The organism is Gordonia sp. PDNC005, from assembly GCF_016919385.1.
Taxonomy (GTDB): Bacteria; Actinomycetota; Actinomycetes; order Mycobacteriales; family Mycobacteriaceae; genus Gordonia.
Genome location: NZ_CP070351.1, coordinates 2,812,038 through 2,832,595 on the forward strand (window position 1 = coordinate 2,812,038; position 20,558 = coordinate 2,832,595).

Below are 20,558 nucleotides of genomic sequence, written 5' to 3' on the forward strand. Positions count from 1 at the left end.
GGACGGATCAGTCGCGGTACGACGCGATGACGTCGCCGGCCTGGATCACGTCACCGACCTTGACCTGCACCGAGTCGATGGTCCCCGGGTCCTCGGCGACAACCGGGATCTCCATCTTCATCGATTCGAGAAGCACCAGGGTGTCGCCGGTTGCGACTTCGGTTCCCGCGTCCACGGAGACCTCGAGCACGGTGGCGACGATTTCAGCGACGACGTCTTCAGGCATGGTCCGATCCTACGTCGCGGGCGCGCACGATTAACACACCGGGCTGTGGACGTGAAACAATGGCCGACGCACGTGAATCAGGAGAAGGAGGTCCGTCATGGGTAAGCGCGGACGTAAGAAGCGCAGCCGCAAGAAGAACGCAGCCAACCACGGCAAGCGTCCCAACGCCTGAGCGATTTCAGCTCACGCGTCACCACGCGGAAACGGCCCGGGCCTCATCGAGGACCGGGCCGTTCGCTGTCTGGACAGTGTTCGTCAGGGAGTTTGACGGATGGTCACCGACGTGCGGATCTCCATCCGGAGGCGTTCCCGGAGACCTTCGGGAGCGGAGTCACCGCCGCACTTTCGATTGACGAGCGCCTTCAGTTGACGCTGCACGCCGAAATGCTCGAAGCACGACGGGCACCCGTCCAGATGCCCCTGCAGTCGCTCCCGCGCGCCTGCGTCGCACTCGTTGTCCAACAGCAGCCAGATGTCTGCGACGACGGCGGAGCAATCGAGGTTCTCGAACTGCTCGTCACGGTCGGGAATGCCTGCGTTCATCGGACTACCTCGTCGGTGCGGCCGATGCCACGCTCGTGCGCGACGTCGGCGAGGAGGTCGCGCAGTTGGCGACGGCCACGGTGGAGTCGGGACATCACAGTTCCGATGGGAGTGTCCATGATCTCGGCGATCTCCTTGTAGGGCAGGCCCTCCACGTCCGCGTAGTACACGGCCATCCGGAAGTCCTCGGGCAGTTGAGCCAGGGCGTCTTTGATCTCCTGGTCCGGGAGGGCGTCGAGCGCCTCGATCTCCGCGGAGCGAAGTCCCGTCGACGTGTGCTCGGCCGTGGCGGCGAGCTGCCAGTCGGTGATCTCATCGGTCGGATACTGGGCGGGCTGCCGCTGCTTCTTCCGATACGAGTTGATGTACGTGTTGGTGAGGATGCGGTACATCCACGCCTTCAAGTTCGTGCCCTCGCGGAACGACGAGAATGCGGAGAACGCCTTCACGAATGTCTCCTGCACAAGATCTTCGGCATCGGCGGGGTTGCGGGTCATCCGCAGGGCGCCGCCGTACAACTGATCGAGCAGCGGAAGCGCGTCACGTTCGAACCGCTCGGTGAGCTCGGCCTGCGTCTCCTCACGTTCGCTCTCTTCAGCCACGGGGTTCCCTTCACTCGACGCTTGTTCGGACGAGTCTACCGGCCACGTGATCAACATCTTCGGTTCCAGGGCTGTCGCGGTCGCTGTCGTCACCGGGTCCCTCACCTCCTGGTCTTCTCCGTCGTGGTTTCGACGGCTGCGGGATGTGCAACGCCTCGCGACCGCTGCTTGTTCCGTGCCAGCATGGACGACATGTGCGGACGCTATGCGGTGACCACCGATCCGGCGAAGTTGGCGGCGGAACTCGACGCGCGGAACGAGGTGGTCCCTGAATCCTTCTCCCCCGAGTCCTTCTCCCCCGTCAACTACAACGTCGCACCGACGACCACGGTGATGACCGTCGTCGACCGTCACGACCACGGATGTCCCGACGACGATCCGGCTCGGCGCGTCCGGGCGATGCGGTGGGGCCTGGTGCCGTCGTGGACGAAGGAGTTGGGCAAGGGTCCACTGTTGTTCAACGCGCGCGCCGAGTCGCTCTCGCAGAAGCCCGCGTTCCGCAACTCGCTCAAAGGGAAACGCTGCCTTGTGCCGATGGACGGCTGGTACGAGTGGAAGCCGGGGCCGACCGGCGCCAACGGTAAGCCGACGAAGATCCCTTACTTCATGTCGCCAGACGACAACACACGGCTGTTCATGGGTGGCTTGTGGGCGGCGTGGCGGCCCGCCGAGGCGAGGGCCGCCGGAGACGACTCCGCGTGGGTCTCCAGTACCACGATCATCACGACGGACGCCGTGGGCCCGTTGACCGAGGTGCACCATCGGATGCCGCTGATCATGCCGTTCGAGTATTGGGACGCGTGGCTCGACCCCGACTCCCCGGCCGACCCGGGACTGCTGGCGCCGCCCGCGCTGGAGCTCGTTGAGCGGATCGCGATACGGCAGGTGTCACCGCTGGTCAACCGGGTGTCGAACAACGGTCCCGAGTTGTTGGACGACGTTCGCGACATGGGATGATTCCCCTATGAGCGCGACGCATCCGGGACTGCTGCAGAAGATCGGTTACCTGCTGGGACGCCCGCTGCCCGCCTCGATGCGCGAATGGGTGCGCAACGATCTCACCGGACCCGGTCACGTGCGCCGGTACATCGTCCGCGGGTTGATCCCCCTGGTTCCACTGCTCGTCGGATTCTGGTTCATCCCCGGTCCGCTCCTGCTTCGCGGCGGAATGATGCTCTTGATCCTGATCCCTTTCGTGTACTTCCAGATCGCGCTGATCCGGGTATACCGCCGTCATCTTCTCATCAACAACGGATTGGACGCCGCGCTTGTCGACGCGGTCCAGATCCAGCGCGCGGATGCCGTCGCTGACGACTATCGCCAGCGATTCGGTCGCTGAACCCAGTCAGGCGTACGTGTAGTCGTCGAGTGGGAAGTTCTCCATCTCACGCAGGGTCGACAATGTCGCCTGGGGGCGGAGCAGGGTCGCTTCACCGTGCTGATTGAAGTAGTAGCTCCGCGACGATGCACAGTCCCCGGCGTAGAACACCGAGTCGCCGAGCCTCTCGGTCGACTTGTCGAGGTAGTCGGAGTTGGCCTGCTCAGTGACCTCGAAACGATCGGCGCCGCGCCTCCGCAGCTCGCCGAACAGCCGGGCGATGTGTCGCATCTGCCCCTCGATGGTCGTGAAGTACGACAGGCCGCTGTAGGAGTACGGACTGTTCAGGGTGAGGAAGTTCGGGAACTTCGGGACGGCGACACCCTCGTACGCCTGGAACCGGCCGTCGCGCCACCACTTCCCCAGGTCCCGACCTTCGCGCCCGATCACCTGGAAGGCGGGGAAGTTGACATCCCACAGGTTGAAGCCCGTCGCCAGCACCAGGGTGTCCACCGGGATCTTCTTCTCCCCCTCCACGACGATCCCGTCGGCCTCCACTCGGACGATCGACGACGTCTCGAGGTCGACGTCCGGCTGATTGAACACCGGAAAGTAGGTGTTGCTGAACGTCGGGCGTTTGCAGCCGAAGTCGTACGTCGGGGTGAGCTGGCGACGAGTGTTCGGGTCGCGCACCTGCGCGCGCATGTGCGCCTTGGCGAGCAGCGCGGCGAGTCGATTTCCGGGCTTGGCCTGGCGGTAGTGGAGCACACCGACGACCATCAGCATCTCGAGCATGGACGTGTTGATCGCTCGGGCGATCTTCTGAGTCGCCGGCACTGCGCCGAAGAGTCGACGGACCGGAGCCGGTATCGGGAAGTCGACTTTCGGCACCACCCAGATCGGGGTTCGCTGGAACACCGTCAGGTGGCGAGCGGATTTCGCGATCTCTGGGATCAACTGGACCGCGGTGGCGCCGGTCCCGATTACCGCGGCGCGTCTGCCTGCGAAGTCGTAGCCGTCCTGCCACGCAGTGGTGTGGATTATGTCGCCGGCGAAGGTCTTGATGCCGGGGAAGTCGGGCGTGTACGGCTGCGACAGGAATCCGGTGGCCGTCACGAGGAACTGTGCTGTTCGGCTGGTGCCGTCGGTCGTGTGAACGGTCCAGAACCCGGAGTCGTCCCATTCGGCGCGTTCGACGGTGACGCCGAACTCCATGTGCCTGCGGAGGTCGTAGACGTCGGCGACGTGCTCGGCGTACTTCTTCAGTTCGGCGCCGGGCGCGAAGAGCCGCGACCAGTTCGGATTCGGTTCGAACGAGTACGAGTAGGTGACAGATGCGATGTCGACGGCCAGTCCCGGATAGTGATTCACGTGCCAGGTTCCACCGAGCTCGTCTTCGCGCTCGAGGATCGCCAGATCGGTGATCCCCTGCCGCTTCAGCTCGATCCCGGCCCCGATACCGCCGAATCCGGCGCCGACGATGATCGCTTGGTGATCGAGTGCCAGGTCGTTCATGACTGTCTCCCCAGTTGTCCGTAACCCGTCGTCACAGGTTACCTGGATTCATCGAAGATCACACCGGGGTTCATCAGTTGTCCCGGATCGAGTGCACTCTTGATCGCGCGCATGGCCGCGACGTCGACGGCGTCACGGCCGAGACTGATCGAGGCCGCTTTGGCACGACCGATTCCGTGTTCGGCACTGATGCTGCCACCGAGCGCAACGACGATCCCGAGTACGCCGTCGGCGGCGGTCTGACGTTTCTCAGCGGGGACGTCGAGCAGATTGACGTGGATGTTGCCGTCACCGATGTGCCCGAACTGGACCGCCCGGACTCCCGAGCGGCCCGCGAACTCCTCGACTCTGGTGATGAGCTGATGCACATCCCCCATCGGCACCGAGACGTCGAGCTTCACCGGAGGCGTGGTCGACGAACGCGCGATGGTCTCGGTGTGCGATTCGCGCACTCGCCACAGTTCGCGTGCCGGTCCGGCGTCGACGACGGCGTCGAGCACGTCGTCGCCCGCCCGTGCGAGCGATTCGGACAGTTCCTCGACCCCACCGACGATCTCGACCAGCAGCGTCGCGCCGGCGTCGATCTGCGTCCGGACGCCGGTTTGAGCTACGAGATCGACTCCGGTTCTGGTCATGATCTCGGCGGCTTCGATCGTGTGACCGGACCGTTGCACGGCGAACAGCACTCGCCGCGCCGCGTCGACGTCCGCCGCGCCGACAAGCGCGACCCCAGTCCGGTACGTGCGCTGGACCAGTCTCAGGAGCACACGGGTGACCACGGCGAGAGTGCCCTCACTGCCTGTGATCAGGCCGGGCAGGTGATAACCGACGTTGTCTTTGCGCAGGGGCCGCCACCGTGAGAAGACCTCGCCGGACGGCAGCACCGCCTCGAGACCGAGAACCTGGGAGCGCATGTCGCCGTACCGGATCATTCGGATGCCGCCCGCGTTCGTGGCGACCATGCCGCCGATCGTCGCCGAATCGCGCGCCGCGAGGTCGACCCCGAACATCAGGCCGAGTTCGGGGACCGCGGTGGCGGCGGTGTGCACCTTCGTCAAGGTCGCACCCGCACCTGCCCGAATGCACATCCCGCTTCCGTCGGGCAGCCCGACGGTGTCGAGCCTGCGCAGCGACAGCAGCACCCACGGTCGTGAGTCGTTCGGCGGTGGTGTGGACCCGCCGACGAGCCCGGTGTTGCCTCCCTGGGGCGTCACTTTGACCTCATGCGCGGTGCACAGTCGGAGCACAGCCGCCACTTCCGCGGTGTCGCCGGGACGGACCACCGCCGCGTCGCCGTGCCACTCGCCTGTCCAGTCGGTCAGATACGGAGCTGCGACGTCGGACTCGGTGACGACGTGGGTGTCGCCGACGATCGCGCGCAGCGCACGCACGACCTGGGCGTTCGGAACGGCCACGGACTACGGGTGCAGAATGTACTTGCCGCGGGGATGCCTGCCGGCGAGCGCGTCGAAGGAGTCGGCCGCGTCGTCGAGTGTGGACGTCCCCGCGATCTCGAGCACGATCCGACCGTCGGCGGCAGCGGCGAGCAACGGTTGGACTGCGTCGCGGCGATGTCGCTTGCTCGCGTCGGTGGAGCCGTTGAGGATCGTGATGCCGTCACCGGAACGGCCCCAGGCGGCGATGCTCGCGACCCTCGCCGGTTCGACGAGTTCCAGCGAGGCGTTGATCGCGTCGTCGACTCCCACCGTGTCGATCACTGCGGTGACAGGGGACGCCGCGGCTGATCGGACGGCGTCGAGCAGCGCGGAGTGATGGTCGACAGGCGTCGCTCCGAGCGCACGGACCGCTTCGTGATTGGCCGGGGACGCCGTCGCGATGACGGTGGCCCCGCGGCCCACTGCGAGTACAACGGCGATCGACCCGACCGCGCCGGCGCCGCCGTGCACAAGAACCGTGTCCTTCTCGGAGATGCCGAGGGTCTCGACCAGGTCGTAGGCCGTCACCCCCGCGAGGAGCAACCCTGCAGCCTGGTCGAAGTCGAGGGTGTCGGGCAGTTTGTGCACCGACGCCGTTGGGGCGACGACGGTCTCGGCGAACGCTCCCGACGCCGGGTAGACGACCACTCGATCGCCGGACGCGAGTCCGCTGCCGGCCGGAGCTTCGCGGACCACCCCGGAGCATTCGTTCCCGATCTGCAACGGCAGTTTCGACGGGTCTTCCCCCATGACGCCCTGGACGCTCTTCACGTCGAACGGGTTGAGTCCGGCGGCGCGGACGTCGACTGTCACCGTGTCGCCAGACGCGGTCGGCAGTTCAACGTCTACGACGGTCAAGACTTCACGGGGCGCGCCGAATGCTGTCGCAACGAGTTTCCGAGTCATGCGGCCCATCGTAGGCCGCGAGTCAGCCCTTCGACTTGAACAACGAGTAGGCGCCGACGGCCGCGAGCGCGAACAGTCCGATCCAGAACGCCGCGTGAAGAATCGGCCCGATCAGGGACACTGCGACGATGATCGCGATGACGATGGCGACGATCTTCCAGATCGATACGCCGGTGGACGCTGTGTTCTCAGTGAATGTGCTCATGACTTCACGGTGCCACCGCGTACGACGGAAAGCATCAGTCCCGAGCGGAACCCAGGGAGAAGATCCGGGTGTTCCCCCATCCGGGAATACTCGGACGCCGGGACCGCATTGAACATGTCATGGCAGACAACACCATTCCGTCCATCACACTCAACAACGGCGTCGACATCCCTCAGCTCGGATTCGGCACCTATCAGATTCCGCCGCGCGAGACGAAGGACGCGGTCCTGACTGCCCTGGAAGCGGGCTACCGCCATATCGACACGGCGCAGATGTACGGCAACGAGCGTGAGGTCGGAGAGGCGGTCCGCGAGTCGGGTCTGTCGCGCTCGGATGTGTTTGTGACCAGCAAGCTGAACAACAACGCCCACGACCCCGCGGTCGCTGTGGACGCTGTCGCCCGCTCTACCGACGAACTCGGACTCGGCCCGATCGACCTGTACCTCGTCCACTGGCCACTTCCCGAGGTCGGCGACTTCGTCGACACATGGCGCGCCCTCGAAGGCCAATACCGGTCCGGGGCGCTGCGCACGATCGGTGTCTCGAACTTTCAGCGAGGTCACCTCGAGCGCCTGCTCGCAAACACCGAGGTGGTCCCCGCGGTGAACCAGATCGAGGTGCATCCGTACTTCCAGCAGGCCCCGCTGCGCGCGTTCAACCGCGAGCACGGCATCGTCACCGAAGCGTGGGCGCCGATCGGACAGGGTGCGGTCCTCGACGATCCGGTCCTCGCCGAGATCGCGGCGCAGGTGGAGCGCACCGTCGCACAGGTAACGCTGCGGTGGCACATCCAGCGTGGCGACGTGATCTTCCCGAAGTCGTCGTCGCCTGCCCGGGCCGCTGAGAACAGTGCGCTGTTCGATTTTGAGCTGTCGGACGAGCAGGCTGCCCGAATCGACGCGCTCGACGCGGACCGCAGGCTCGGTCCGGATCCCGACACCTTCAACTGGGTTCCGGCTTGATCGTCGCTCCCCGTATGCGGTGCATACGATGACCGCATGCGCTTCTCCCGCCGAGCCGAGGCAGTCACGCCGTTCTACGCCATGGAGTTCGGCAAGCATGCCGCCGAGTTGGAGGCCACCGGCGTCCACGTCGTGAAGCTGAACATCGGCGAGCCGGACTTCGGTGCGCCACCAGCGTTCTTGGAAGCGGTTCGTGGCCTCACCGACGGCCGTCCGCTTGCCTACACCGGTGCGCTCGGCCTTCCGGAACTGCGTGAACGCATCGCGCAGTTCAGTGGGTCGCAGTTCGGCGCTCCGATCGACGCCCGTCGTGTAGTCGTCACGACGGGCGCGTCGGCGGCGCTGCTGCTGTCGTGCGCGGCGCTCATCGACCCTGGCGACGAAGTCCTGGTCGGCGACCCGTCGTATCCGTGTAACCGGCGTTTCGCGGAGAGCTTCGGCGCTGACGTGCGCTTGCTCGAGACCGGCCCCGAGGGCCGTTTCCAGCTCACGCCGGGCGACGTCGCAGCAGCGTGGTCGGAACGCACACGCGGCGTGATGGTCGCATCGCCGTCCAACCCGACGGGCACATCGCTCGCGTACGAGGATCTGCTCGACCTGTGCCGCGTGACCGAGGGTCGGGGCGGATGGCGGATCGTCGACGAGATCTACCTCGGTCTCGCCGACGGCGACCGCCGCAGCATCGCCGCCGACGACCCCGGCGCGATCGTCATCAACAGCTTCTCGAAGTACTTCGGGATGACGGGCTGGCGGCTCGGCTGGGCGGTGGTCCCCGAGGAGATGATCCCGGTCGCCGAACGGCTCGCGCAGAACTACTACATCTGTCCTCCGACACCGTCACAGATCGCCGCGTTGACCTGCTTCGATCCGGAGACCGTCGCCGTGGCGGAGGCACGCCGCGACACCTTGCACGACCGACGGAACCTGGTCCTCGACGGCCTGCAGCGCATCGGCTTGGACGTTCCGGTTCCTCCGGACGGCGCGTTCTACGTGTACGTCGACGTCAGTCGGACGGGTTTGACGGCTTCGGATTTCTGCGAGCGGGCGCTCGCCTCGGCTCACGTCGCGCTGACGCCCGGCAAAGACTTCGGCGACATCGGTGCGGAACAGTACGTTCGCCTCTCCTATGCGACCGCCGAATCGGATCTCCGGATCGGCCTCGATCGTCTCGGGGAGTTCGTGACTGGGCTCCCCGGGACCGAGTGACCCGGCGGAAGTCGCGTGGAAACGCCGCGCCCCTCGCTGGACACCAACGGCGACCCCAGACTCATCCAGGGGCCGAAATAGCCGAATCGCCCCAGGAGTGCGGCATGCCCGGATACGAATGGGATATGAGGCTGTCGACGCGAATCGGATCCATCGGCCTCGTAGCGGTCCTGATCGGAACCAGCGCATGCTCCGCTTCACCACCCGACCTGCCCGTGCTGCCACCGACCGCGATCGGCGACCGTCTGTTCTGGCTCGACTCGATGCACAAGGCCTGGTCGGTCCCGATGCTTCCGTGGCTGCCGAGCGTCATCGAAGACGATGTCCGGGTTCTCGGCGCAAACCGCGATCCCGAGACCTGCCAAGCCGTGACGCCACGCCAGCAGTCTGGCCTGAAGACTTCGAATATCAGCCTCGACGATTCTCGATCAGCCTGTCGACGAACTCCGATTGTGCGGCGTTGAGCTTCACGCGCGCCTCCGCCGCCGAGAACCATCCCGCCCGATCCACCTCCGGAAACATCTGTGTGCGGCCCGATTTCGGCGGCCATGCCATCTCGAAGACGTTGCTCACGATCGTGTCCGCGTCCAGGTCGCCTTCGACCGCAAAACCGTGAACGCGCTTGCCGCTGCGAAGCCGGACGACGCCGAGTTCGATGGCATCCCCTCCGGGCACGAGATGACCGGTCTCCTCGAAGAACTCGCGACGAGCGGTGCCGAGCAAGTCCTCACCGGACTCCACCAGGCCCTTCGGTATCGACCACGCACCGTCGTCCTTGCGAGCGAAGAACGGCCCGCCGGGGTGCACAAGCAACACCTCCACCTCGTCCTCACCAGCGCGAAACAACAGGATTCCGGCACTCACCTCAGGCATCGTCGCTCTCCCTCTCCAGCACCCGAAGCACGGTCTCGCTCCAGGTGATGTTCTCCTGCTCGAACGACAGTCCACGCAGCAACGTCAGGTACGGCCCCGCGACGTGCTCGTCCGCATACAGTTCGGCATCGGCACGTCCAGCCCGATACTTCGCTTCGAGGCGTTCATAATGCGCCAGCTTTCGCCGGGACGCGTTCATCCGATCACGAACGGCGCGGCATACGGCGGATCTGTCGCCCGCAGCGACGCTCTGCACCATCACCATCATCTCGTCACGGATTGCGACCGGCTTGGCGACGTCGCGGGAGTTGGACTCCAGTTCAGCGAGGCCGGAGCCGGTGATCGTGAGCATCCGCTTGTCGGGCCTGCGCTCCTGGACGACAACACGCGCCGAGACCAGCCCAGCCGCCTCCATCCCATCGAGCTCTCGGTAGATCTGCTGCGGCGAAGCCACCCAGAATGTCGCGCGCTCTGGAGTGAATTCCTTCGCGAGGTCGTAGCCCGACGACTCCCCCACTGTCAGAAGAGTCGCGAGCAGCGCGTGCCGAAGTGCCATGCAGTCAGATTAGTCAACAAATTGACTGCCGAACCCTGGACAGGCCGACAGGTGCAGGCAATACTCGAACGAGCACGGTAATCAATTTTTTGACTAAGGAGCGCACATGCGCGAGTTCCGCGACGCCGTCGATGCCCGCGACCACGAGACGATCGACCGACTCCTCGCCGACGACGTGGTCTTCACCAGCCCGGTCGCCTTCAAGCCGTACCAAGGGCGACACATCACCGCCGCCATCCTGCGCGGCGTGATCCGGGTGATGGGCGACGGCTTCCATTACGTCCGCGAGTACCGCAGTGCGGACGGCCGCGATCACGCCCTGATGTTCGAGACGACGATCGACGGCAAGGCCCTGACCGGCACCGACTTCATACACGTGAACGACGACGGCAAGATCGACGACTTCATGGTCATGGTGCGTCCCCTCTCCGCCGCGCAGGCCCTGTCCGAGGCGATGGGCGACCAGTTCGAACGCATCGGCCAGGAAGCGGCCGAGGCGGCTTCTCGCGCGTCTACCGTGGACACATGGAGGTCTTGACGAGCCGCATTCTGCTGACTTCACCGGATCCTGCAGTCCTCACTGCCTTCTACCGCGACCGACTCGGACTCGCAATCGCCCGCGAATACCCTGGCGGCGTCGTGTTCCACGCCGGCACGAGCCACATCGAGATCCCCGCGCACATGCCGGCCGAGCGGCCCGGCGGCGACACTTTGTGGCTGCAGGTCCGCGACATCCGGTCCGAGCGCGACCGCCTCTCGGCCGACGGCGTGCCGATCGCCTCCGAGCCGGAGACCAAACCCTGGGGGCTGGTGGAGATGTCAGTCTCCGACCCGGATGGGCGGACGATCATCATCGTCCAGATCCCCGCCGATCATCCGTTGCGCCGCGACCAGAGGCCTCCCGCGAAGACGTGAAAGACTGGACCTCATGAGCAACTGGCTGTCGCCTTATGTCACAGGATCGGTCGACGCGGTCGTCGACCTGCCCGGATCGAAGTCGATCACCAACCGCGCTCTGATCCTGGCGGCACTCGCCGACGGCCCGTCGCGCGTCACGGGCACGCTTCGCAGCCGCGACACCGACCTGATGCTCGCCGGCCTGGCGGCCCTCGGCACCGTGATCACTGCCGCCCCTGCGGACCCGACCAGCATCGAGGTGACACCCGCACCGCTGCACGGAGGCTCGGTCGACTGCGGCCTCGCAGGGACAGTGATGCGATTCCTGCCTGTCGCGGCAGCTCTCGCCACCGGCGACGCCGCGTTCGACGGCGACGAGCAGGCGCGGACCCGCCCCCTGCACACGGTTCTCGACGCCCTTCGCGACCTGGGAGTGTCGATAGACGGAGACTCGCTGCCGTTCACCGTCCACGGGACGGGTGCGGTGGCAGGCGGTCCGGTCACGATCGATGCGTCGGCGTCGTCGCAGTTCGTGTCGGCCCTGCTGCTGTCCGCCGCACGCTTCACCCATGGAGTGCAGATCACGCACTCTGGCGCACCGGTGCCGTCCATGCCGCACATCGACATGACAGTCGACATGCTGCGCACTGCGGGCGTCCAGGTCGACGCCGCCACCGACAACACGTCGTGGACGGTCCGCCCCGGACCGATCTCCGCCGTCGACTGGACGATCGAACCCGACCTCTCCAACGCCGCCGCATTCCTCGCCGCCGCGGCGGCCACCGGTGGCCGTGTGAGCGTGCCGCGCTGGCCCGCCGCCACCACCCAGCCGGGTGCGGAGATCGTCGACATCCTCGAGCGAATGGGCGCCGTCGCCTCGCGCAGCGACGACGGTCTGCTCACTGTGACCGGCCCCGACGTCCTGTCGCCGATCGACGCGGACCTGCGCGATGTCGGCGAGCTGACACCGACGATCGCGGCACTCACCGCACTGGCGCACGGCACGTCGACGCTCCGCGGCATCGCGCATCTGCGCGGACACGAGACCGACCGACTCGCAGCCCTCACCACCGAGATCAACCGGCTCGGAGGCGACTGCCGGGAGACCGACGACGGTCTCGTGATCACGGGCGTCCCACTCCACGAGGGTGTGTGGCAGACCTACGCGGACCACCGGATGGCGACGGCGGGATCGTTGCTTGGACTGCGGGTTCGGGGAGTCGAGGTCAACAACGTCGGCACCACCGCAAAAACCCTTCCCGACTTCGTGTCGATGTGGGAGACGATGGCCGGGTCGGCCTCTTGAGCCGCGGGGCAAAGAACAAAAGCGCCCAGGCGTACGACGAGTCGGATGTCCGCATCCGGCCCGGTAAAGGCACTCGTCCACGCACCAAGACCCGCCCCGCACACGCCGATGCCCAGACCGCGATGGTCGTGTCTGTCGACCGTGGACGGTGGGGTTGTGTGCTCGACGACGATCCGGACCGCCGGATAGTCACCATGCGCGCCAGGGAACTCGGCCGGACGCCGATCGTCGTCGGCGACCGGGTCGGCGTGGTCGGCGACCTGTCCGGCAGGCCCGACACTCTCGCCCGGATCGTCCGCGTCGAAGACCGGCGAACGGTCCTTCGGCGCACCGCGGACGACACCGACCCGTACGAACGAATCGTCGTCGGCAACGCCGACCAGCTGCTGATCGTCACGGCGCTCGCCGATCCGCCCCCGCGGACCGGCTTCGTCGAACGCGCACTGGCCGCAGCGTACGCAGGCGGACTCTCGCCGGTCCTGTGCCTGACGAAGTCCGACCTCGCCACGCCGACCGAGTTCGCGGCACATTTCGCCGACCTCGACCTTCCCGTCATCGTCGCAGGACGCGACGACCCGCTCGACGAGCTGTGGGCGACGCTCGACCACAAGCTGACCGCCCTGATCGGGCATTCGGGCGTCGGCAAGTCGACACTGGTCAACCGCCTCGTGCCGGATGCCGACCGTGCGACCGGCGTCGTCTCCGGAGTCGGAAAGGGCCGGCACACGTCGACTCAGTCGGTGGCGCTCGCGCTTCCCGACGGTCGTGGATGGGTGGTCGACACCCCCGGGATCCGCTCTTTCGGCCTCGCGCACGTCACGCCGGATCAGATCGTCGAGGCCTTCGACGATCTCCGCGATGCGACGGACGACTGTCCCCGAGGATGCACACATCTCGGCCCGCCCGCCGACCCGGAGTGTGCGCTGGACGCCCTTGAAGGCGCGTCGCATCGCCGTGCCATGGCGGTACGCGAACTCCTCGCCTCGGTCAGCGCGACAGGCCCGGCCGACGAGCCACCAGTCGACGCGGCTCCCTGATCAATCGGTCGACCGTCGCCGACCTCGGTCGACGACCATGGCTCACGCGGGACCCCGCTGCCCAATCCTCAGGCCTTAGCGGCGCGACGACGTTCCTTGAGCGTGGCGATCGCGGTACGCAGGCCACGAGCCCGCGGCTGAATCGAGTCGAAGCGACGCTCGGACGCCGTCTCGGGCGCATCGTCCGTTGTCGCCGTGAGCATCCAGTCCGGAAGCGCGAGCTTGTTGATGGTCCGCAGTGTGCGCAGGTACTGCATTGCGAACGATCCGGTGTTGTACGGCAAGTCGTACTTGTCGCAGAGTTCACGAATCCGTACGGAGATCTCCGCGTACCGATTACTGGGCAGATCCGGGTAGACGTGGTGCTCGATCTGGTAGCAGAGGTTGCCACTGAGGAAAGCCAGCGTCGGTCCGGCGTCGAAGTTCGCGGTACCGAGCATCTGCCGCAGGTACCACTGGCCCTGAGTCTCGTCCTCGAGCGTCGCCGTCGTGAACTTCTCGGCACCGTCGGGGAAGTGACCGCAGAAGATCACCACGTACGCCCAGAGGTTGCGGATGAAGTTCGCAGTCAGGTTCGCAGTGAGCGTGTGCCTGAAGTTCGGCCCGGACAGCATCGGGAACAGGACGTAGTCCTTGCCCATCTGCCTGGCCGCCTTGTAGACGAACCGCTGGATCTCCGGACGCGCCTCCTCGATCGGGCGACGACCGGCGACCACTTCCTTCAGGTCGAGGTCATGAAGGGCGATGCCCCACTCGAACGTGGCAGCGAGAAACAGGTTGGAGAACGGCTGGAGCAGCCGCCTCGGTTCCCACGGATCGTCTCTGGTCACACGTAGGAGCTTGTAGCCCACGTCGTGATCCATGCCGAGAACGTTCGTGTACTTGTGGTGAATGTAGTTGTGCGAGTGCTTCCAATGGGGTGCCGCGCACACCATGTCCCACTCCCACGTCGTGGAGTGGACCTCGGGATCGTTCATCCAGTCCCACTGGCCGTGCATCACGTTGTGGCCGAGTTCCATGTTCTCGATGATCTTGGCCGCAGACAACGCACCGGTGCCGAGCCACCACAGCGACCGGCGATGGCTGCCGAGAAGCGCCACCCGCCCGAGGAACTCCAGCCCCCGCTGCGCCTGAATGGTTCGCCGAAGGTAGCGGGCGTCCCGTTCGCCGAGACTCGACTCCACCTCCCGGCGCAGAGCGTCCAGTTCGGCACCGAGCGCTTCGACATCCGCGTCGGTCAGGTGTGCATACTCATTGATATCCGAGATCGCCATTAGGTCCCATTATGCGCTTGCGCGCTGCTTCCGTCGCGTCCGGTTGTCCACGATCGCAGTCTTGAGTCCACGCCGTCGGCCGGTCGTCTCATCGATAGACGATTTGAGGCGTGGCTGACCGTCTGCACGGAACCGTCGCTCCGACGCAGTCTCCGGCGCATCGTCACTGGTCGCGCTCAAATACTTGTTCGGGAGCGACAGTTTGGCGATGGTCCGCCACGACTTCGCGTACTGCACCAGGAAGGACCCCGTCGTGTACGGGAGGTCGTAGTCCGCGCAGATCTTCTGCACACGAACCGAGATCTCTGCGAGCCGATTGCTCGGCAGATCCGGGAACAGGTGATGCTCGATCTGGTACGACAGGTTTCCGCTCATGAACGCCAGAACCGGGCCGGACCGGAAGTTCGCACTGCCGAGCATCTGCCGCAGGTACCACTGGCCCTGCGTCTCGTTGTCCATGTCGGCCTTGGTGAACTTCTCCGCACCGTCCGGGAAGTGACCGCAGAAGATGACCGCGTTGGTCCAGACATTGCGAATGACGTTGGCCAGCAGGTTCGCCGTCGCGGTCTTGCGGGCGGCCTCGGGTGAGCGCGTCACGGCGCCGACGAGTGCCGGGAACAGCAGGTAGTCCTTGCCCGCCTGCCGCCCGATCTTGCGTCCAACATCGCGCAGGTCCCGCTGGAGTTCCGCCTTCGCCTCCGGCGTCTTGCGCTTCTTGCCTAGCTCGAGGTGCTGGGCCGCCACACCGTATTCGAAGAGCAGCGCCAATGCAGTGTTGTAGACGAGATTACCCAGGTAGAACGGACGCCACCGCTGATCGCGGGTCACGCGGAGCAGACCGTAGCCCACGTCGTCGTCCATGCCGAGAACGTTCGTGTACTTGTGGTGCACGTAGTTGTGGGTGTGCTTCCAGTGTGCGCTCGGGCCGGTGTTGTCCCACTCCCACGATGTCGAGTGGACTTCCGGATCGTTCATCCAGTCCCACTGGCCGTGCATCACGTTGTGGCCGAGTTCCATGTTCTCGACGATCTTTGCGACGCCGAGCGTCGCGGCGCCCGCCCACCACAGTGGACGCTTGCGTGCACCGACGGTGAGGAGACGTCCGGTGAACTCGAGGCCGCGCTGAAAGCGAATCGTGTTGCGCAAGTACCGCGCATCACGTTCGCCGCGGTCGGCTTCGATGTCGGCGCGAATGGCGTCTAGTTCGACCCGCAGCGCCTCCACGTCGGCGTCGGTCAGGTGCGCGTACTCGGGTACGTCGGCGATGGCCACGGCCACTCCTCTCCTGGAAAGAACTAACTTACGCAATCGTAGGTTACGCGTCCGTAAGTTGTCTAGTGACGTGTCACACGTCGAGCGTGCAGTCACCCGCCGCGGCGCTGACGCAGGTCTGAATCCGCTCACCCTCAACGTGTTCGACTCCAGTCCGGAGGTCACGCACACAGCCCTTGTCGAGCATCACGACACAGCTCTGACAGATGCCCATTCGGCAGCCGAACGGCATAAGCACACCGGCCTGCTCACCCGCCTCGAGCAGAGTCGCGGCGCCGTCGACCTCGGCCTGCTTGCCGCCGCGACCGAACGTGACCGTGCCCCCCTGCGCACCCGCGGCACCGCGTTCCAACGCGAAGCGTTCAACATGCAGCCGATCCTCACGACCGCCGGCGCGGAAGAGCCCGGTCAGCATGTCGACAAAACCGCCCGGTCCGCACGCCCAGGCCTGCCGCTCGGCCCAGTCCGGCACCAGATCGTCGAACGTGGTGGCGCTCACTCGCCCGTCCCTCCGGGTCAGTCGAAGCTTCAGGTCGATGAGTCCGGCGTCTGCGTAACCGCGGAGTTCGTCACCGAACAAGACGTCCGACTCCTCCGGCGCCGAATGCACAAGCACCGCGTCCACCCGCTGGCCGCGGCGAGCCATGGTTCGCAGCATCGAGATGATCGGCGTGATGCCGCTGCCGGCCGTCGCGAAGAGCAGCTTCTCCGGGAGCGGGTCGGGCAGAACGAACTCTCCGGCCGGAGCGGCCAGTCGGACGACCGTACCCGGCGTCAGGCCGCTCACCAGGTGCGAGGACAGGAATCCTTCGGGCATGGCCTTGACGGTGATCGCGACCGTGCGCTCGGCCACCGAACTGTCCGGCTCCGAGGTGAGCGAGTACGACCGCCACACCCAGCGGCCACCCTGCTGCACACCGATCCCGATGTACTGCCCCGGGTGATAGTCGAAGGAGAATCCCCAACCGGGCGCGATCACGATCGTCGCGCTGTCCGAGGTCACCGGCGTCACCGAGATCACGCGGCCGCGCAGCTCACGGGCCGACCACAGGGGATTCACCAGGTGGAGATAGTCGTCCGGTAGCAACGGCGTGGTCACGCGCGCAACAGCAGCACGTACCCAGTTCCCGCCTTGTCCGCCCGCGACTCCTGCGACCGGTGCCTCGAAACGTTCCCGCCAGCCCATGTTCGTCTCCTCTGCCGGTTCCGGTCCCCCGGAACTACTAACTTACGCTTCCGTAGGTTAGCGGTTCGAAGCCGCCAGGGCGAACGGGGACGTCACGACAGCAACGTTCCGGGCGCCGCGTGGAAAGGTGCGAAGAAGTCGTTCGCCGGAGCGCCGGCCAGAGACAGCACCAGACCCGGCACCGCCTGGCCGTCGATCTGCTCGCGGATGATGTCCGCGTGACCGGCGTGGCGTGCGTACTCCTCGACCTGGTGAGCCAAGTAGTACCGCACCTTGATCGGACGAGCGTCGAAGACTCCGTCCCACGGCGCAGGCGGCTCGACCGAGTCGGCGTCGGGGTCGACACTGCGGACCACGTCGAGGAACTCGACTCGAGTCGCGTCGAAGCGGGCGATCACATCGGATGCCGACTCACCGCCCGTCGCGGCGAAGCTCCCCAGGTAGGCGGCGAATCCAGCCTCGTCGAGGGCGTAGTCGCTCGGACCGGAGGTGAGTCGGTTCACCCCGCCTCGCATGCCGTACTCGGCGTGCTTGATGATGCCCGCAACCGAGAGAGCGCTCCGGCACGGCGTGGCCCAGGCCTGCTCTTCGGTGAGACCGAACGCCGCGGCGCGGATGGCGTCGAGCTGCTGATCGATGTAACTGGCCAGGCCGGTGATCTCGTTGTCCTGTGCGGGTGTGTACACGTCGTCCTCCTGAGTTGCGATGACCCCGGTTGAGGTTCTCACTGAAGTGTGACGGCCTATGCGGTCAGTTTTTGTCCGCTTCTATCAGAGGAGTTCGAGGAGGAAGGGAAGCTCCTGCGTCGCATACCAACCGAGATCTTGGTCCTCGACGTCGCCGATCGTGAGTTCGGCATCCTCGTCGCCCAGATCGGCTGCGTCGACAGCGGCCACCGCTGCGATCACCGCGGGCTCCGCCGCAGCGCCGTCGATGTGCACCGCGACGATGTCGCCCACTGCGACAGGCGCCGACAGCCGGACAACCGCGTCGTCGAGGTCTGGCCGTACGGTCGCCTCCGCATCGGCCACGACCACAACACGACGTGACGGCAACGACGCGTCACCACCTTCCTCCGCCGACAAAAGTCGCAACGACGCGCGAGCGGCTTCACGGAGCGCCACCTCGCCGAGTTCTTCGTCGTCACCCGACGTGTAGGCCTCCCGCAGCGTCGGCGTCACCGCGAATCCAGTGCCACCTACCGGTGTGAACCCATCGTCACCCGCAGTCAGGTCCGCGATCATGGCCAGCGTCGCCGGCAGATACACCCGCATCGGTACTCCTCATCGATCCTGGGGAAGGCCGCTGGTCAGCAGCTCGTCGAGCGATTCGGCGATGTACCCGGCCATCGCCGGAAGATCGGACACCACCGCGCGGTCGGCGACGAAGCCGAACTGCACGGCCCCACCGTACTCATTGACACTGATCGCCATCGCACGCTGCGCCGCGAGCGTCGGGATCGTGTAGATCTCTTCCACCGCGTGGCCGGCGAGGTAACGCTGAGACACCGAATCGCTCATGGAGATCGGCACGTTGTAGGTCCGCTGGAACAGCTGCGAGAACGCGCGCGTCGAGAAGTCGGCGAACGGCACCATCCCCAATTCGGGGAGCAGAGGCTTCATCTCCGGTGCGAGTCGGCGCGTCGAACCGGAGTAGCGGTCGGCGAGGCCGGCCACCTGCATGAGCCGGACCGCCGGAGAATCCTCGCCGATCGGCAGATCGGTGACGAACTCCGGCTCGTACTCGGGGACCCAGTGCCCCGGGCCGGAGACGGCGGCATCCGCTTCTCGGGCGCGGAGCGGAACGATCACGCGGATCGTCTCGCCGTGGGTGACTGTGTCTTTCGTTGACAGCGTCCACCTGCGCAGGACGCCGGCGAGCACCGCCAGCACGACGTCGTTGAAGGTGCAGTCGAAGCGGGTCGCGATCTTCATGCAGTCTCGGCGTGAGACCTGCGCACAGGCGAACAGCCGCGACGACGTCGTCACCGAGTTCAACGGACTGTCGGGTGCGGTGTTGACGACCTGTTGAACGGTGGACGCCACGAATCGAGCAGATTTGTCGGCCACCGACCAGATGTCGGCGACGGGACCGTTTCCGCGAAGAAGGGAGTCGACGAGCTCTCCTGGGCGTGCCATCGCGTCGGTGAGGGCGCCGACTGTCATGGACGCCTGACCGGGCGGCGAGCCGGGCATCCAGAGATCTTCGGCCAGTTCCGGCGGCACGACACCCGTGTCGCACACAACCTCGCCGATCTCCCGATTCGTTTCCCCGGCGACCAGACAGCGATGCGACTTCGTGAGCACCGCGACGCGCCCCCCGGACAATCCCTCGATCAGGTACATCTCCCACAACGGCCGTTCCCGGCCGAGCGGACGCGACATGATTCGGGCGATGAGCTCCTGAAGCTGCCCCATCGAACCCGGATGCGGCAGCGCGGAGAGTCGGACGTGAAAGTTCACGTCGAAGTCCGGGTCGTCCACCCACAGCGGACGCCCCAGCCCGAGCGTGACCTCTTTGACGACCTGGCGGTAACGCGGCATCAGCTGGAGTCTGCGCTCCACAAGCGAGACCAGGGAGTGGTAATCGAGCCGCGACCCATCGCCTGCCGCCGACGGGTCGATCACCAGCAGCGAGCCCATGTGCGCGCTGGTCCCAGACCCGTCGAGGAAGTAGTACATCGCGTCTTCCGCCGACAGTCGTTTCACCATGATGCGATTGAGTGTAGCTAGGGTGTGCACACGGCCTGGTCTCAGATCAGACCGAACTCGGTCAGCACCCAATGTACTTCGGGGCTACGCATCCGTCCTGGCAGCAGCAGTGGCCGCAGCTCGACTCGTCCGGCGACGGCGTGCATCCGACCGGCGCGTTCCACTGTCCCGAAGAACTCGGCGGCCCGTGCGGACCGCATCTGCAGGTGCACTCGCCGGAGCCGAACGGCCACGCCGCGGACTGGGGCCCGCGCGGTGGACGCCTCCCGCTTCTTGAGCGCGACCGCGACCTGCCCGAACACCTCCGCGGAAACGGTTGCGGAGACGTGCTCACACGGCCGTCGGCCGTCCAGCACCTCGAGTATGCGCTGGACTGCGCCGATCACTGCCGTGCGGGCGGACTGTGCGACCTGGGAGGGCGTCGCCGCGGCACACGGCCCCGACGACTCCGGTGCCGGCCGCAACTCGATGGTGTTCATACAAGGTTGGACGCACGACACACCGTGGTCGGTTCCGGGACGCGCCGT

Annotated in this window: 24 protein-coding genes; 8 read left to right on the forward strand and 16 right to left on the reverse strand. The window is 66.1% G+C overall.

Annotation, left to right across the window (positions count from 1 at the left end; all coding sequences use genetic code 11):
- Window positions 1-7: 7 nt before the first annotated feature.
- The 3 genes from JVX90_RS13420 to JVX90_RS13430 form a co-directional block, all read right to left on the reverse strand.
- The gene (locus JVX90_RS13420) at window positions 8-226 is read right to left on the reverse strand and encodes a biotin/lipoyl-binding carrier protein (RefSeq protein ID WP_205329243.1); all 219 of its coding nucleotides are present in this window, start codon (window positions 224-226) and stop codon (window positions 8-10) included.
- Window positions 227-481: 255 nt separating this feature from the next.
- Window positions 482-769 (reverse strand): mycothiol system anti-sigma-R factor, encoded by a 288-nt coding sequence (gene rsrA / locus JVX90_RS13425; RefSeq protein ID WP_205329244.1) that lies wholly within the window; start codon window positions 767-769, stop codon window positions 482-484.
- A complete protein-coding gene (locus tag JVX90_RS13430) occupies window positions 766-1,428 on the reverse strand; it encodes a sigma-70 family RNA polymerase sigma factor (protein ID WP_240194179.1) in 663 nt (220 codons plus the stop codon). The genes rsrA and JVX90_RS13430 overlap by 4 nt, the downstream gene beginning before the upstream one ends.
- Window positions 1,429-1,563: 135 nt before the next feature.
- Between JVX90_RS13430 and JVX90_RS13435 the strand changes: the two genes are divergently transcribed.
- Entirely contained in the window at window positions 1,564-2,328 is a 765-nt protein-coding gene (locus JVX90_RS13435) for an SOS response-associated peptidase (RefSeq protein ID WP_205332422.1), read from the forward strand.
- A gap of 7 nt (window positions 2,329-2,335) precedes the next feature.
- Window positions 2,336-2,710, forward strand: a complete 375-nt coding sequence (locus tag JVX90_RS13440; RefSeq protein ID WP_205329246.1) for a DUF5313 family protein — start codon at window positions 2,336-2,338, stop codon at window positions 2,708-2,710.
- Window positions 2,711-2,716: 6 nt separating this feature from the next.
- Here JVX90_RS13440 and JVX90_RS13445 read toward each other — a convergent pair whose 3' ends face one another.
- From JVX90_RS13445 to JVX90_RS13460, 4 genes are read right to left on the reverse strand one after another with little or no spacing between them, the layout of a single operon-like run.
- On the reverse strand, window positions 2,717-4,204 hold the full coding sequence (locus tag JVX90_RS13445) for an NAD(P)/FAD-dependent oxidoreductase (protein ID WP_205329247.1): 1,488 nt from the start codon (window positions 4,202-4,204) through the stop codon (window positions 2,717-2,719).
- A 38-nt stretch (window positions 4,205-4,242) separates the two neighbouring features.
- Window positions 4,243-5,619, reverse strand: coding sequence for an FAD-binding oxidoreductase (locus tag JVX90_RS13450; protein WP_205329248.1), 1,377 nt, complete (start codon window positions 5,617-5,619; stop codon window positions 4,243-4,245).
- A gap of 3 nt (window positions 5,620-5,622) precedes the next feature.
- Window positions 5,623-6,546, reverse strand: a complete 924-nt coding sequence (locus JVX90_RS13455) for an NADP-dependent oxidoreductase (protein WP_336819058.1) — start codon at window positions 6,544-6,546, stop codon at window positions 5,623-5,625.
- 22 nt (window positions 6,547-6,568) lie between these two features.
- Window positions 6,569-6,751, reverse strand: coding sequence for a hypothetical protein (locus tag JVX90_RS13460; RefSeq protein WP_205329250.1), 183 nt, complete (start codon window positions 6,749-6,751; stop codon window positions 6,569-6,571).
- Window positions 6,752-6,870: 119 nt separating this feature from the next.
- Between JVX90_RS13460 and JVX90_RS13465 the strand changes: the two genes are divergently transcribed.
- Together JVX90_RS13465 and JVX90_RS13470 are read left to right on the forward strand one after the other, a co-directional pair.
- Window positions 6,871-7,713: an aldo/keto reductase gene (locus JVX90_RS13465; protein WP_205329251.1), complete on the forward strand. Its 843-nt coding sequence runs from the start codon at window positions 6,871-6,873 to the stop codon at window positions 7,711-7,713.
- Between the two features lie 36 nt (window positions 7,714-7,749).
- A complete protein-coding gene (locus tag JVX90_RS13470) occupies window positions 7,750-8,919 on the forward strand; it encodes an aminotransferase class I/II-fold pyridoxal phosphate-dependent enzyme (protein WP_205329252.1) in 1,170 nt (389 codons plus the stop codon).
- Window positions 8,920-9,327: 408 nt separating this feature from the next.
- Here JVX90_RS13470 and JVX90_RS13475 read toward each other — a convergent pair whose 3' ends face one another.
- Together JVX90_RS13475 and JVX90_RS13480 are read right to left on the reverse strand one after the other, a co-directional pair.
- The gene (locus tag JVX90_RS13475; protein ID WP_205329253.1) at window positions 9,328-9,792 is read right to left on the reverse strand and encodes an NUDIX domain-containing protein; all 465 of its coding nucleotides are present in this window, start codon (window positions 9,790-9,792) and stop codon (window positions 9,328-9,330) included.
- The gene (locus JVX90_RS13480) at window positions 9,785-10,348 is read right to left on the reverse strand and encodes a PadR family transcriptional regulator (RefSeq protein ID WP_205329254.1); all 564 of its coding nucleotides are present in this window, start codon (window positions 10,346-10,348) and stop codon (window positions 9,785-9,787) included. The genes JVX90_RS13475 and JVX90_RS13480 overlap by 8 nt, the downstream gene beginning before the upstream one ends.
- Before the next feature lie 106 nt (window positions 10,349-10,454).
- On the opposite strand from JVX90_RS13480, the gene JVX90_RS13485 reads away from it, so the two are divergent.
- The 4 genes from JVX90_RS13485 to rsgA are packed head-to-tail and all read left to right on the forward strand — an operon-like array spanning window position 10,455 to window position 13,588.
- A complete protein-coding gene (locus tag JVX90_RS13485; RefSeq protein ID WP_205329255.1) occupies window positions 10,455-10,886 on the forward strand; it encodes a nuclear transport factor 2 family protein in 432 nt (143 codons plus the stop codon).
- Window positions 10,874-11,263, forward strand: coding sequence for a VOC family protein (locus JVX90_RS13490; protein ID WP_205329256.1), 390 nt, complete (start codon window positions 10,874-10,876; stop codon window positions 11,261-11,263). Before JVX90_RS13485 ends, JVX90_RS13490 begins: the two co-directional genes overlap by 13 nt.
- Before the next feature lie 13 nt (window positions 11,264-11,276).
- Entirely contained in the window at window positions 11,277-12,551 is a 1,275-nt protein-coding gene (gene aroA / locus JVX90_RS13495; protein WP_205329257.1) for a 3-phosphoshikimate 1-carboxyvinyltransferase, read from the forward strand.
- Entirely contained in the window at window positions 12,548-13,588 is a 1,041-nt protein-coding gene (gene rsgA, locus JVX90_RS13500; RefSeq protein WP_205329258.1) for a ribosome small subunit-dependent GTPase A, read from the forward strand. Before aroA ends, rsgA begins: the two co-directional genes overlap by 4 nt.
- 68 nt (window positions 13,589-13,656) lie before the next feature.
- Here rsgA and JVX90_RS13505 read toward each other — a convergent pair whose 3' ends face one another.
- The 7 genes from JVX90_RS13505 to JVX90_RS13535 form a co-directional block, all read right to left on the reverse strand.
- On the reverse strand, window positions 13,657-14,862 hold the full coding sequence (locus JVX90_RS13505) for a fatty acid desaturase (protein ID WP_205329259.1): 1,206 nt from the start codon (window positions 14,860-14,862) through the stop codon (window positions 13,657-13,659).
- Window positions 14,863-14,871: 9 nt separating this feature from the next.
- Complete coding sequence (locus JVX90_RS13510) at window positions 14,872-16,134, reverse strand: fatty acid desaturase (RefSeq protein ID WP_205329260.1); 1,263 nt, start codon at window positions 16,132-16,134, stop codon at window positions 14,872-14,874.
- Between the two features lie 73 nt (window positions 16,135-16,207).
- Window positions 16,208-17,320 carry a ferredoxin reductase gene (locus tag JVX90_RS13515; protein ID WP_205329261.1) on the reverse strand — a complete coding sequence of 371 codons (1,113 nt, stop codon included), beginning with the start codon at window positions 17,318-17,320 and terminating at the stop codon, window positions 16,208-16,210.
- 92 nt (window positions 17,321-17,412) lie between these two features.
- On the reverse strand, window positions 17,413-18,006 hold the full coding sequence (locus JVX90_RS13520) for a DUF664 domain-containing protein (protein WP_205329262.1): 594 nt from the start codon (window positions 18,004-18,006) through the stop codon (window positions 17,413-17,415).
- Between the two features lie 84 nt (window positions 18,007-18,090).
- A complete protein-coding gene (locus JVX90_RS13525) occupies window positions 18,091-18,594 on the reverse strand; it encodes a hypothetical protein (protein WP_205329263.1) in 504 nt (167 codons plus the stop codon).
- A gap of 9 nt (window positions 18,595-18,603) precedes the next feature.
- Entirely contained in the window at window positions 18,604-20,031 is a 1,428-nt protein-coding gene (locus JVX90_RS13530) for a wax ester/triacylglycerol synthase family O-acyltransferase (protein WP_205329264.1), read from the reverse strand.
- 41 nt (window positions 20,032-20,072) lie between these two features.
- Window positions 20,073-20,510 (reverse strand): Rv3235 family protein, encoded by a 438-nt coding sequence (locus JVX90_RS13535; protein WP_240193903.1) that lies wholly within the window; start codon window positions 20,508-20,510, stop codon window positions 20,073-20,075.
- Window positions 20,511-20,558 lie beyond the last annotated feature (48 nt).